Origin of the sequence: Bacteroides sp. D22 (assembly GCF_000163675.1) — a bacterium.
Taxonomy (GTDB): Bacteria; Bacteroidota; Bacteroidia; order Bacteroidales; family Bacteroidaceae; genus Bacteroides; species Bacteroides xylanisolvens.
The window spans coordinates 61863-74658 of sequence record NZ_GG774795.1 but is presented as its reverse complement, the minus strand read 5'-3'; the positions used below and the strand labels follow the sequence as shown (position 1 = coordinate 74658).

The window sequence follows — 12796 nt, the reverse complement described above, 5'->3', positions numbered from 1 at the left end:
CTCTATTAGATAATATGAAATTAAAACAATTGCTCTTTTTGTCTTTTAATCATGCTACAAAGTAAGATTTTTTTTATTTCAATAGGATTACATCCTCATTAAAACAATAGTTCGTTAAGTATTCATTTAATCTTTATGTGGTAATAATTACAAACTTTTGTTTTTTATTCTTAGACCAAGCGAGAATGGTGTTCCTGCGGAAATCTTTCGTGACTACTGGAGTAACGTCCAACTGGATAAATATAAGTTTGCATTCGTGACAAAGTGGTGGTATGACGGAAAAGGCAGGCAAATTTATCGGATAGTGCATCCGTAATGCTTCAATTATCATTATATTTGCCACTCTATTATCAAGGAAGGTCTCTTTGCTTTGGGGCAATCGGCTGAATGATGCTTGGATAGGAATAACCTATAGTGTCTTTAATCTAAAACGAAAAATAATAAATGGAAATTCAAAATAGTATATTTAACTACGCTACTTTGCTTAAACAAGTCAAAGCACGGGTGGCACTCGCACAGAAAAAAGCGATTTATTCCGCTAATGAAGAAATGCTTTCTATGTATTGGGACATCGGCAAACTTCTTTGTGAAAGCCAGAAACAGATAGGATGGGGGAACAATGCACTTGAACAGCTTGCCAATGACCTGAAGAATGATTATCCGAAAGTGAAGGGCTTTTCCCCACGAAATTGCAGGTGTATGATTCAGTTTCATAAAGAATATAATCAAGAGCTTACAATTTGGCAACCAGTGGTTGCCAAATTAGAAATGTCAAATTGTGTTCTTCCGATAAAACAGTTAAGCTGGTCACACAACATCACTTTAATACAACGGGTAAAAGACCTGAAAGCCCGCTATTGGTACATGATTCAATGTTTGAAGAGTGGATGGAGTCGTAATTTCTTAATTGAAGCTATCAATCAGGACTACTACCATACTTACGGAGCATTGGCAAACAACTTCGATTCCACTCTCCCGGAAATACAAGCCAAGCAGGTAAAAGAAACCTTAAAAGACCCCTATATTTTTGATATGCTGACTTTCACTGACGAATATAACGAAAGAGATGTAGAGTTAGGGTTGGTTAAGCATATTGAAAAGTTCCTTCTCGAAATGGGAGCAGGCTTCGCCTTCATGGGCAGACAGTATCATATTGAAGTGTCCGGCAATGATTTCTATATTGACATCTTGATGTATAATGTGTTTATGCACAGGTATTTAGTCGTGGAGTTGAAAAAGGGTGACTTCCAACCCGAATATATCGGTAAACTGAATTTCTATTGTTCTGCAGTAGATGATATTCTTTGCCGGGAAGGTGATAATCAGACGATTGGTTTGCTTCTTTGTCAGAACAAAGATCGCATCATGGCTGAATATGCTTTACGTGATGTGCACAAACCAATAGGTATTTCCGATTATGAGTTAGGTAAATCAATCCCTCACGATATAAAATCCGGACTGCCTTCCATCGAAGAACTGGAAAGCAAACTTTATCAGGGATTACAGGACAATGAAAGTGCAGAATAATTTAGGCGGAGTGGTGTATAGGTGGAAAAAATACACCATGCTCGCCCGTCTGTGCTATTTTGGTTATTAGATAGAATATTTGCTCTGATACTCCTTCGGCGACATCCCTTCATGCCGTTTGAAATACCTGCCTAGATACGACTGGTCGGGAAAACCGAGCCGGTCGGCTATTTCCTGAATCGTCAGTTCGGTGGATTGAAGCAGCACTTTTATCTCCAGGATGGAGAAGTCATCAATAAGCTTTTTGGCAGCTTCACCCGTCACGCTTTTGCAGATACCTGTCAGGTATTTGGTGGAGATACAGAGCTTGTTGGCGTAGAAGGTTACTTCCCTTTCAGCGATGCAGTTTTCGTGCACCAGTGCGATGAATTTCTTGAAGATTTCATCCTGCCGACTTCCTCCTTCTATTTCCTGCCGGTCGAAGTAGCGGTAACACTTGTCATAGATATCCAACATAAACGACTGGAGGTGATTTTTAGCAATTTGGTTGCGGAAACGATTTTCGCGGTCGTTGTATATAGCGGTCGTGGCACGTATTAACCCATTGATAGCTCCGGTATTTTCTTCCGGAAGTACGTAACACGGCTTTTCTTTGATGAACCGGAAGAAGATCGGCTCGAAACGGAGGCAGGCTTCGCGAAACATTTCTTTGGGGAATCCGAAGAAAGAAGCTGTGAAATCACTGCTGCTGCCGTTGACGCGGATAATCGTTCCCGGCAAGAGCACGATTTGAGTATTTTCGACAATTTCATAGTCTTTCAAGTCGATCGTGACGTGTGCCCATCCGCTACGGCAAAAATAGATGGCCCCCCCTTCCAGTTTCCACAGGCGTTGCATAATTGGAGACAGGTTTTCGTCCATTCCGGCTACGAACGGTTCACGAAATATGGCTAGGCTAGAGTTTTTTGATTCCATTGTTATTCTTATTTTGGGTACAAAAATAGCACTTTTTCACTAAATATCGGTTTTAATGTTCCTAAAATGAACAAAACTGAAGATACTAAGTCCAGTTTTCAATGAAGAAAACAGTCTACCTTTGCCGCGTTCAAAAATATTTAATAGGTAACAGAAAATGAGTAGAAAGGTATGTAAAATGAAGCAGGGATTATTGTTGCTCTGCTGTATGATTGCTGCGACAGGCTGTAAACAGGCTCCCCCGGCACAAATGGAAACAGAATACGAAGTGATGACCGTTGTTCCGGCCGACCGGATGATTTCAAGCGCCTACTCGGCAACCATCCGCGGACGCCAAGATATTGATATTTATCCCCAGGTGAGTGGTACGCTGACTAAAGTATGTGTGACGGAAGGTCAACGCGTGAAGAACGGACAGACGTTGTTCATCATCGATCAGGTGCCGTATGAAGCTGCTTTGCAAACGGCAGTGGCAAACGTTGAGTCGGCAAAAGCCTCTCTGGCTACGGCACAACTGACGTATGACAGTAAAGAGGAACTGTATAAAGCGAACGTAGTTTCCTCTTTCGATTTGAGTACCGCGAAAAACTCCCTACTGGCTGCCAAGGCACAGTTGGCGCAGGCAAAAGCGCAGGAAGTGAGTGCCCGCAACAATCTTTCTTATACGGTTGTGAAAAGTCCGGCAGACGGTGTGGTGGGTACATTGCCTTACCGCGTAGGCGCTTTGGTAAGTTCCGCTCTTGCCCAACCGCTGACAACGGTTTCCGACAATTCGGATATGTATGTTTACTTCTCCATGACGGAAAACCAGTTGCTGGGACTCATCCGCCAATACGGTTCCAAAGAAGAGGCGCTGAAAAATATGCCTGCCATCAATCTGCAACTGAACGATAAATCGGCTTATTCCGAACAAGGACAGATCGAGTCGATTAGTGGAGTGATCGACCGTTCGACAGGTACGGTCAGTCTGCGTGCTGTTTTTCCGAATAAGGAAGGATTGTTGCATAGCGGTGGTGCGGGCAACGTGATTGTTCCTGTGCAGAAAACGGGAGCATTGACCATTCCGCAGGCTGCCACTTTCGAAATACAGGATAAGAGATATGTGTATAAAGTTGTGGACGGTAAAGCTCAATCAAGCCCGGTACAGGTGACTCGCGTCAACGGCGGTCGGGAATTTATTGTAGATGAAGGGCTGGTACCGGGAGATGTGATTGTGGCCGAAGGCGTAGGATTGCTTCGTGAAGGTACTCCGGTCAAGGCGAAGGCTGCTCAAACTTCAATGGCAGGAGTGACAAAGGCTAATCAATCTTCATCAGCAGAGACAATCAATCAATCCTCATCAGCAGAGGCAATCAACCAATCCTCATTAGCGGAGACGACCGCTCAATCTCTGTCGGCAGAGACAGCCACAGCGTCTTCGGCCACAACTACTGAAAATTAAACCAAGGAGGAATCATTCATGAATTTAAGAACCTTTATAGAACGCCCCGTATTATCGGCAGTCATTTCTATTACGATTGTTGTAGTGGGTATCATCGGGCTGTTCAGTCTGCCTGTTGAGCAGTACCCCGATATTGCTCCGCCTACCATTATGGTGAGTACCACCTATTATGGCGCCAGTGCGGAAACGTTGCAGAAGAGTGTAATCGCGCCTTTGGAAGAGGCGATCAATGGGGTGGAGGACATGACCTACATGACATCTTCCGCCACCAATGCCGGTTCGGTGAGCATCACCGTCTATTTTAAGCAGGGCACTGATCCTGATATGGCGGCTGTCAACGTGCAAAACCGTGTGTCGCGCGCTACGGGACAGCTTCCGGCGGAAGTAACCCAAGTCGGTGTGACCACTTCCAAACGGCAGACGAGTATCTTGCAGATGTTCTCCTTGTCCAGTCCGGACGAGAGTTATGACGAGAACTTCCTGTCCAACTATATCAGTATCAACCTGAAACCACAGATTCTCCGTATCTCCGGTGTGGGTGATATGATGATTATGGGTGGTGAATATAGTATGCGTGTATGGATGAAGCCGGATGTGATGGCACAGTACAAACTGATTCCGTCCGACATTACCGGCGTGCTTGCCGAGCAGAATATCGAATCGGCAACCGGTTCGTTTGGCGAGAACTCGAATGAAACGTACCAATATACGATGAAGTATAAGGGACGTCTGATTACTCCCGAAGAATTTGGCGACATCGTCATCCGTTCTAGCGATACTGGCGAGGTGTTGAAACTGAAAGATATTGCCGACATACAACTGGGACAGGACAGCTACGCTTACCACGGCGGTATGGACGGCCATCCGGGAATATCCTGTATGGTGTTCCAGACGGCAGGATCCAATGCGACGGAAGTAAACCAGAACATCGACAAACTCCTTGATGAGGCACGCAAGGATCTTCCGAAAGGAGTGGAGCTGACACAGATGATGAGCTCCAACGACTTCCTGTTCGCTTCCATTCATGAGGTGGTGAAGACGTTGATCGAGGCAATTGTCCTCGTGATCCTCGTAGTGTACGTTTTCTTGCAGGACTTCCGTTCCACATTGATTCCTTTGGTCGGAATCGTTGTGTCGCTGGTAGGTACGTTCGCTTTCATGGCGATAGCGGGATTCAGTATCAACCTGTTGACACTGTTTGCGCTCGTGCTGGTGATCGGTACGGTGGTGGATGATGCCATTATTGTCGTCGAGGCGGTGCAGGCGCGGTTCGATGTGGGGTACAGGTCGTCCTATATGGCAAGTATCGACGCGATGAAAGGTATCAGTAATGCCGTTATCACTTCTTCACTGGTGTTTATGGCGGTATTTATTCCGGTGTCCTTTATGGGCGGCACTTCCGGTACGTTCTATACACAGTTCGGGTTGACGATGGCGGTGGCAGTAGGTATTTCGGCCATCAATGCGTTGACCTTGAGTCCGGCTTTGTGCGCGTTGCTGCTCAAGCCTTACATCAATGAAGACGGAACGCAGAAGAACAACTTTGCAGCACGTTTCCGTAAGTCCTTCAATTCGGCTTTCGATGTGATGGTGGATAAATATAAGACGATTGTATTGCTCTTTATCAAGCGCAGATGGCTCACATGGTCGCTGCTGGCTTGTTCCGTAGTGTTGCTTGTGTTCCTGATGAATACCACAAAGACCAGTCTGGTGCCGGATGAGGATCAGGGTGTGATCTTCGTCAATGTAAGTACGGCGGCAGGCAGTTCGCTCACTACGACGGATGAGGTGATGGAACGCATCGAAAAACGCCTGATGGAAATCCCCCAACTGAAGCACGTGCAGAAAGTGGCCGGTTACGGTTTGCTGGCCGGACAGGGAAGTTCGTTCGGTATGTTGATTCTCAAGCTGAAACCGTGGGACGAACGACCGGATGACGCGGATAATGTGCAGTCGGTGATCGGACAGGTGTATGCCCTTACGGCCGATATTAAAGATGCCAGTGTGTTCGCCATCTCACCGGGTATGATTCCGGGCTACGGTATGGGTAATGCGCTCGAGCTCCACATGCAGGACAAGATGGGCGGTGATATCAATGAGTTCTTTACCACTACCCAGCAATATTTGGGCGCGTTGAACCAACGGCCTGAAATAGCAATGGCTTATTCGACGTTCGACGTGCGCTATCCGCAATGGACGGTAGAGGTGGATGCGGCTAAATGCAAGCGTGCAGGTATCACGCCCGACGCTGTGTTGAGTACGCTGTCCGGCTACTACGGTGGTCAGTATGTGTCCAACTTCAACCGTTTCTCTAAAGTGTACCGCGTTATGATTCAGGCCGATCCGATGTTCCGTTTGGACGAGACTTCGCTCGACAACGCTTTTGTGCGTATGTCCAATGGTGAAATGGCTCCGTTGAGCCAGTTCGTTACGCTGACCCGCAGCTATGGTGCCGAGTCGTTGAGCCGTTTCAATATGTATAACTCCATTGCGGTGAACGCGATGCCGGCCGATGGATACAGTACGGGAGACGCGATCAAGGCTGTGCAGGAAACGGCGGAACAGTCTCTTCCGAAAGGTTACGGCTATGACTACGGAGGTATCACCCGTGAGGAAAACCAGCAAAGCGGCACGACGATGATTATTTTCGGTATTTGCTTCCTGATGATTTACCTCATTCTAAGCGCGCTCTACGAGAGCTTCATTATTCCGTTCGCTGTTCTTTTGAGTGTGCCTTGCGGATTGATGGGTAGCTTCCTTTTTGCCCGGATATTCGGACTGGAGAATAATATTTACCTGCAAACGGGTCTGATTATGTTGATCGGTCTGCTGGCAAAAACGGCTATCTTGCTGACGGAATATGCTGCCGAACGCCGTAAGGCCGGTATGGGACTGATTGCTTCTGCTGTCAGCGCAGCCAAAGCCCGTCTGCGCCCGATTCTGATGACGGCTTTGACGATGATTTTCGGTCTGTTCCCGCTGATGATGTCTAGTGGAGTAGGAGCTAACGGTAACCGTTCATTGGGTACGGGAGTAGTTGGCGGTATGACTATCGGTACGCTGGCACTGCTCTTTATCGTGCCGACTTTGTTCATTGCTTTTCAATGGTTGCAGGAACGTCTCCGTCCCGTACAGAGTGCCCCTACGCATGATTGGCAGATTGAAGAGGAAATCAAAGTGAGCGAGGAAGAAAAGTCCAAGGCTGGAAAAGAGTAATTCTGATTTTTAGACAGAAGAACATAAGTACAAAAGATAAAGTCGATGTAATCATATAATTAATGTAATCATATAATCGATGTAATTAATATAAGTATATCACCATCATTAGTTTATATCATAAATTTATAGTTGAATGAGAAAAATAATAATTCTGTCCGCAGCAACACTCGTTTTGAGCAGTTGCGGTATCTATAATAAATACAAACCGGTATCGGAAGTCCCCGAAGGACTTTACGGTAGCGAATCAGTTGCCGCCGCCGATACGGCAAACTTCGGCAACCTCTCGTGGCAGGAGGTCTTTACCGATCCGTCTTTGCAAAACCTGATTGATTCGGCACTCGTGCGCAACACGGATATGCAGACTGCCCACTTGCGTGTGAAAGAAGCGGAAGCTACCTTGCTGACGTCCAAACTGTCTTATCTGCCTTCTTTATTCCTTGCGCCGGAAGGAGCTGCCAGCAGCTTCGACCGTGGAAAGGCGACGCAGACTTACTCTCTGCCCGTGACCGCTTCGTGGGAACTGGATATTTTCGGAAAAGTGACCACCGCAAAACGTCGTGCGAAAGCTGCTTACGAGCAGAGCAAGGAATATGAACAAGCCGTAAAGACACAATTGGTGGCATCCGTTGCCAACACCTATTACACTTTGTTGATGCTCGATTCGCAATATGAGATAGCCGTTGCCACCGAAGCTGCGTGGAAGGAAAGCGTGAACGCCACCCGTGCCATGAAAAAAGCCGGTATGGTGAACGAGGCGGGACTGGCGCAGACGGAGGCTACTTATTATAATATATGTACCACCGTGCTCGACCTGAAAGAACAAATCAATCAGGCGGAAAATTCACTGGCGTTGTTGCTGGCTGAAACTCCCCATGAGATACAGCGTGGCAAACTGGGAAACCAGCAGTTGCCGGAAAACTTCTCCGTAGGTGTTCCCTTGCAGATGCTTTCCAACCGTCCCGATGTGCGTAGCGCAGAATTCTCGTTGGCGCAGGCTTTCTATACCACAAATGCCGCCCGTGCCGCTTTCTATCCTTCCATCACGTTGAGTGGCAGCGCAGGCTGGACCAACAGTGCGGGTAGCATGATTGTCAATCCGGGTAAGTTTCTGGCTTCCGCCGTAGCTTCTCTGACGCAGCCTCTATTTAATAAAGGCGCCAACATCGCCCAACTGAAAATAGCGAAAGCCCAACAGGAGGAAGCCCGCCTTAGCTTTGAGCAAACCTTGCTGAATGCAGGTGTGGAAGTGAACGAGGCACTGGTACAGTATCAGACTGCCCGCGAGAAAGCCGACTACTATGACAAGCAGGTAGCCTCTTTGCAAACAGCCGCCAAGAGCACAAGCCTGTTGATGAAGCATGGCAACACCACTTATCTGGAAGTGCTGACGGCACAACAGACGTTGCTCAACGCGCAACTGTCACAAGTGGCGAACCGCTTTACCGAAATTCAGGGTGTGATTACGTTGTATCAGGCTTTGGGTGGCGGCCGTATGTAGGGAGGTATGTTTAAAATGGATGGCATCCGTTACATTGACGAGCATCTGGTACCTGATCATTTGAATGTTTGTGTATGAAGAGAAAGAGGTGGGCTACCCTGTGAAGGGGAACTCACCTCTTTTGTTTTAGCTGTCTATGTCATATAGGTTAAGAAGGGTTTCTTTAATTCTGTCTTTTTTTCTCTCTATATCAGAACACTCTTTTTTGTTTACCATCAGGTAAGAACTGATTTCTATAAATTCGTAATGTTCAAAACGTTCTTTACCAAATAATTGGGTAGCCATGTTTTTGTATAATCTGAACCTTTGATCGTTGGCTCTTCCTTCTATTTTGTTAGATTCTAAATCTAAACTTTGAGCACCATTTATCACAAATGAAGCTAGTGGGAATTTTTGTAAAATGAGAGGGACAATGCTGGCACAAGTCATAAATATACGTAGAGTTTCTGTATAGTTGTGCATTTTGAGAATTCGGTTATATTTATTATCGAGCTTTTTGTCTCTGGCAGCATAAAACTTGATGGCAAAAATATCATTGGTAACTTCAACCCTGACAATGTATTTTAGTCTTTGACAGATATCTTTTCTGTTTGAGTAGAACTTATAAATATATGCAAAATCAAAAGCGTCACCAACATTTGGTGACGCTTTTTGAATAAATATCATCTTATAAGGCCTTATATTATCCAGCATTACGGTACAAGTCTTATACTTGTATTTACAGGAATATTTGTTTCGTTTACACGATTTCCGTTTCCGACAATTTTTTTGAGAGACACAGTTTTATATTCGCTTATTGATTTCCATCCAAGTCTCTCACCTTTGCTCTTTTTGGTGTTGTTAGCAGCCAATGAAGCTTCTTTCTGTTTTTTTAAACTGTTTCCCATAATTAATGTCTCCTTTAGAGCTATGCCCCAAATATCTGTTTTGGAACGTAATAATGTTATTACTCCGCAAAAATAACAAATATATTTGCAAGAGAGGGTGGCTGATTGTGGATTGATGAGTGCTTTTAACTTCTTTTGTCTAATTACTCTATAACTCTTCGATCATGCTTAAAGGTAAATCAGTACATTCGGCAATAGATTGGTTGTCTATCCCTTTGGCTTTCATGTTCCGCGCTATTTGTAGTTGGGCTTTTTGGGCGCCTTCTTTCATCCCTTTTTGTTCAGCTGCATCCATTGTCACCAAATAATCGCGGTACACCTTGACGCTATTGTCGTATCGCTCCCTGTCTTCCGGAGACATAGAAGCCACATCGGCGATATCTTCCAATTTCTCGAAGACAGCTTTTCGTGCCTTGAACGGCAAGATAGGTCGATCTAAAATCTTATTTCCACTCATCCGGGCGTTCTATTACATATCCGTTTGGTAGCTGCACTTTTTGGGGCAATATATGTTTCTTGAATATATTAAAAGCGCCATCAAGTTTACGTGTGCCATCACTTAGGTTCGATAAATTAGATGAATATCTGTTAGGAGGAAAATATACATAGACCTTTTGTAACGGGTTAAATTCTCTTATCAGCTCTACAGGTGGTATTAAATCGCTGTCTGCTGATACAATGATAGCAATGTCACAGCGCTTTTTATAGGCGTCCGACAGAATCTTTGTAGCTATTCGTACATCTGTCTCTTTTTCTTCAAAAGAATGAATGATACCACCACAATAACGGCATTTAATCTCTTTTTTGAGGTATTTACCCAATATCAAGTTAAATTTAGGGTTACATTTGTTTGCTTGAAATAGTTTATCTTGCCTATCGTGTTTGCCTGCATCTGTTGGACGAGCTGAAAAATAATTGACTTCTACCAATTCTTGATAGGGCTTTAGAAAACTATTAAAGAAGCTGACTAAATCCAGCCAATAACACATTTTCCATTTTTTGGACTTCAGCCCGTAATAGAAATTAAAACCGTCTACATAGACTATTACTTTCTTTTTGTCTTCCATAGCGTTATATATAAAAAAACCCATCTTTAATTGATGGGTCAGCCTTAGTATTTCTCAACTAAGGGGGGTAATTTGTACCACAAAGGTACAAATCTTTTTTAGAATAACAAATTGATAGGTTCTTTTTCTTCCTTTTTTATGATTTACTTTATTCTTTGGTTTCTCGAGTTACAAATACTGGCTCTACAAGTCGAGGCCTTTTCCTTGTATGATAAAGATGCGATAGTTCTTGGTTTTCTATCTTTCTTTGCCTGAATTTATGATATAAACGAATGATGATGGCATGTTTCGTTTTTATATTCAGACTTTTTCCCGGTTTATCTTCCCCTGATTAGCTTTTTCAGTGTCCCGTTGTATGTGTTTTCAAATTCCGTCGGATGATTGAGCGCCCAAAGAATGTAATCACCCGGTTCGTTCTTTTTGAGTAGGGTAGGGCGGTATTGGGAACTAAGGATTTTCCATAAAATCCCGCCGGGACCTCCCAGTTCTTTACGTCGGGCAAGGGCGGCAATCGCTTTCACTGTCTGTTCGTTCCGGATACCGATTGTTTGCATATTTAGTAGAAGTATAGCTTCCGATCCCCCTCCCGTTTGCATCCCTTCCGAAATCGTTTTCGGAGCTGTTTCTAAGACTGTTCCCGGGGCTGTTCCCGAAGCTGTTTCAGAAACCGTCTCCGCAGTAGATTCCGTTTTTTCTCTTCCAATCGATTTATCCAAAGACAAACCCTCTACAACGACAGGCGAAGCCTGAAAAACGCTGTTTGACGGAACGGGCGGCATTATCCTCTCATTCTCTTTTGGGCATTTTCCTTGTCTCTCTGTCTCTTTGTCTTTTTTGATTTCAGATTTGCTCTCATTTTCCATATCCATTTCCTGTTTACCTTTGATATCTGTATCCGTTTCCTCTTTTGTTTGTGGCATTGTTGTAGCAAAATCATGGGATTCTGTTACATCTTTAAAATCTTCCTTGATAAGCCAGAAATGTTCCAGAGGTAATTTGTATTTTCTCCGGCTGTCGGTGATGATTTTATGATATTGTTCCTGAATGGCCTGTGAGGTCAATACACCGTACTCCTTATATATAAGATCGTCGAACAGTCCCACCGCCAGGCAATCATCAATGATGGCCTGCATTTCCTCCTCCCCGCAACACGCTTCCTGGGCGATGTCGAAGAGCGTGTCTTTGTTCCACGAAATATAATAACCTTTCTCTTTATAAATGAGGCAAAGCAGTGAAGTGAGCGCAGCAATCCCTGCCGCATGGTGGCGACAGGAGATGCGGCGTACTTTTCTGTCCTGCAGAAAATTGACATCGAGGGGAAAATAATCTAATCCGGGTTTGGAAATGCGGGCCATGATGATAAATTACTGATTGTAAATAATTGATAATAAATAACTGATAATTATTGAATAAACTCCGCTTTTACATCGAAGCAGGGGCAGGATTTTATATACTCGTTCGGTGAGATAATACCGTCTCCATTAAGGTCGGGACTGGTGTCCCGATGTCCTATCACCTGTTGCAGAGAAGGGAAGACAAGGCGCAAATCTTCTACCAGCCGGACAAGTGCTTCACGCTGCGCTTCCGTTCGTGTGTCGGCAGGCCGACCGTTCCTGTCCAGTCCGCCAATGTAGCAGATACCGATAGACCGATGATTCCATCCCGTGCAATGTGCTCCGTCGAGGGCAACATCCCTTCCCGGTTCAACCGTGCCGTCGAGACGGACGACGAAGTGATAACCGATAGAACGGAAGCCGCGTTGACGATGCCAGCGGTCGATGTCGGCAGCGGTAAAATCCTGTCCCGCACGAGTGGCGGAACAGTGGATGATGATGGTGTCTCTCATTGTGAAATCCTCCTTTCTTGTTTGCGTATAGTAGGGGAGGTGAATCCGAAGGTGGCAGCCTCCTCTGCAGACAGTTGACGGTAATATTGCTTTGTCACCGAGTGGTGCACCGGAGTGAAGGGAGCGTGAATCAGGGCAGACGCATTAAAAATTATTGTTCTGTAAAAGTTGTGACAAATATTTTTCATCCCATCCGGCTTTTAGTCTTTTCAGATTCATACTTCCTTTTGTTGTTTTATCCTTCTTTAGTATGGTAAGTGCCATCTTTGTTGCCACCGAAAAGTTTCTGGCTGCATTTTTCACCTTTTTACTGTAGTCTTCTCGAAAGGTAACATCCAATTGCCAATGAAGATTATTCTCAATAGACCAATGCTGTCTGATGGCAGATGCAATCTC

The 12796-nt window shown here is 44.9% G+C and carries 10 protein-coding genes and 3 pseudogenes; 4 read left to right on the top strand and 9 right to left on the bottom strand.

Going from position 1 to position 12796, the window contains the following annotated elements; genetic code table 11:
• The first annotated feature begins 444 nt into the window (after positions 1-444).
• Entirely contained in the window at positions 445-1527 is a 1083-nt protein-coding gene (locus HMPREF0106_RS23905) for a YhcG family protein (RefSeq protein WP_008641253.1), read from the top strand.
• Positions 1528-1593: 66 nt separating this feature from the next.
• On the opposite strand, the gene HMPREF0106_RS23910 is transcribed toward HMPREF0106_RS23905, so the two are convergent.
• Positions 1594-2442 carry a helix-turn-helix domain-containing protein gene (locus HMPREF0106_RS23910; RefSeq protein ID WP_009038711.1) on the bottom strand — a complete coding sequence of 283 codons (849 nt, stop codon included), beginning with the start codon at positions 2440-2442 and terminating at the stop codon, positions 1594-1596.
• A gap of 157 nt (positions 2443-2599) precedes the next feature.
• Here HMPREF0106_RS23910 and HMPREF0106_RS23915 point away from each other — a divergent pair, with 157 nt between their 5' ends.
• From HMPREF0106_RS23915 to HMPREF0106_RS23925, 3 genes are all read left to right on the top strand, one after another.
• Entirely contained in the window at positions 2600-3883 is a 1284-nt protein-coding gene (locus HMPREF0106_RS23915) for an efflux RND transporter periplasmic adaptor subunit (RefSeq protein ID WP_083787871.1), read from the top strand.
• 18 nt (positions 3884-3901) lie between these two features.
• Positions 3902-7099, top strand: coding sequence for an efflux RND transporter permease subunit (locus HMPREF0106_RS23920; RefSeq protein ID WP_009038709.1), 3198 nt, complete (start codon positions 3902-3904; stop codon positions 7097-7099).
• Between the two features lie 136 nt (positions 7100-7235).
• The gene (locus tag HMPREF0106_RS23925) at positions 7236-8600 is read left to right on the top strand and encodes a TolC family protein (protein ID WP_009038708.1); all 1365 of its coding nucleotides are present in this window, start codon (positions 7236-7238) and stop codon (positions 8598-8600) included.
• A 126-nt stretch (positions 8601-8726) separates the two neighbouring features.
• On the opposite strand, the gene HMPREF0106_RS23930 is transcribed toward HMPREF0106_RS23925, so the two are convergent.
• From HMPREF0106_RS23930 to HMPREF0106_RS23960, 8 genes and pseudogenes are all read right to left on the bottom strand, one after another.
• Entirely contained in the window at positions 8727-9293 is a 567-nt protein-coding gene (locus HMPREF0106_RS23930) for a hypothetical protein (protein WP_009038707.1), read from the bottom strand.
• The gene (locus tag HMPREF0106_RS23935; RefSeq protein WP_004317307.1) at positions 9293-9487 is read right to left on the bottom strand and encodes a hypothetical protein; all 195 of its coding nucleotides are present in this window, start codon (positions 9485-9487) and stop codon (positions 9293-9295) included. Before HMPREF0106_RS23935 ends, HMPREF0106_RS23930 begins: the two co-directional genes overlap by 1 nt.
• Positions 9488-9635: 148 nt before the next feature.
• A pseudogene (locus tag HMPREF0106_RS23940) lies at positions 9636-9911 on the bottom strand (hypothetical protein); the annotation flags it as partial.
• A 19-nt stretch (positions 9912-9930) separates the two neighbouring features.
• A complete protein-coding gene (locus HMPREF0106_RS23945; RefSeq protein WP_009038705.1) occupies positions 9931-10554 on the bottom strand; it encodes an NYN domain-containing protein in 624 nt (207 codons plus the stop codon).
• A gap of 317 nt (positions 10555-10871) precedes the next feature.
• Entirely contained in the window at positions 10872-11909 is a 1038-nt protein-coding gene (locus HMPREF0106_RS23950; RefSeq protein WP_009038704.1) for a DUF4373 domain-containing protein, read from the bottom strand.
• Positions 11910-11956: 47 nt separating this feature from the next.
• Positions 11957-12400 carry an N-acetylmuramoyl-L-alanine amidase gene (locus HMPREF0106_RS23955; protein WP_009038703.1) on the bottom strand — a complete coding sequence of 148 codons (444 nt, stop codon included), beginning with the start codon at positions 12398-12400 and terminating at the stop codon, positions 11957-11959.
• A pseudogene (locus HMPREF0106_RS28185) lies at positions 12397-12555 on the bottom strand (endonuclease); the annotation flags it as partial. The pseudogene HMPREF0106_RS28185 and the gene HMPREF0106_RS23955, both read right to left, overlap by 4 nt.
• Positions 12545-12796 (bottom strand): annotated as a pseudogene (locus tag HMPREF0106_RS23960) (ISAs1 family transposase); the annotation flags it as partial. The pseudogenes HMPREF0106_RS28185 and HMPREF0106_RS23960, both read right to left, overlap by 11 nt.

Excerpts from the sequence above, each read along its gene's own strand:
- HMPREF0106_RS23945 (WP_009038705.1), bottom strand. The coding sequence starts at position 10,554 with ATGGAAGACAAAAAGAAAGTAATAGTCTATGTAGACGGTTTTAATTTC.
- HMPREF0106_RS23930 (WP_009038707.1), bottom strand. The coding sequence starts at position 9,293 with ATGCTGGATAATATAAGGCCTTATAAGATGATATTTATTCAAAAAGCG.
- HMPREF0106_RS23935 (WP_004317307.1), bottom strand. The coding sequence starts at position 9,487 with ATGGGAAACAGTTTAAAAAAACAGAAAGAAGCTTCATTGGCTGCTAAC.
- HMPREF0106_RS23955 (WP_009038703.1), bottom strand. The coding sequence starts at position 12,400 with ATGAGAGACACCATCATCATCCACTGTTCCGCCACTCGTGCGGGACAG.
- HMPREF0106_RS23920 (WP_009038709.1), top strand. The coding sequence starts at position 3,902 with ATGAATTTAAGAACCTTTATAGAACGCCCCGTATTATCGGCAGTCATT.
- HMPREF0106_RS23915 (WP_083787871.1), top strand. The coding sequence starts at position 2,600 with ATGAGTAGAAAGGTATGTAAAATGAAGCAGGGATTATTGTTGCTCTGC.
- HMPREF0106_RS23910 (WP_009038711.1), bottom strand. The coding sequence starts at position 2,442 with ATGGAATCAAAAAACTCTAGCCTAGCCATATTTCGTGAACCGTTCGTA.
- HMPREF0106_RS23905 (WP_008641253.1), top strand. The coding sequence starts at position 445 with ATGGAAATTCAAAATAGTATATTTAACTACGCTACTTTGCTTAAACAA.
- HMPREF0106_RS23925 (WP_009038708.1), top strand. The coding sequence starts at position 7,236 with ATGAGAAAAATAATAATTCTGTCCGCAGCAACACTCGTTTTGAGCAGT.
- HMPREF0106_RS23950 (WP_009038704.1), bottom strand. The coding sequence starts at position 11,909 with ATGGCCCGCATTTCCAAACCCGGATTAGATTATTTTCCCCTCGATGTC.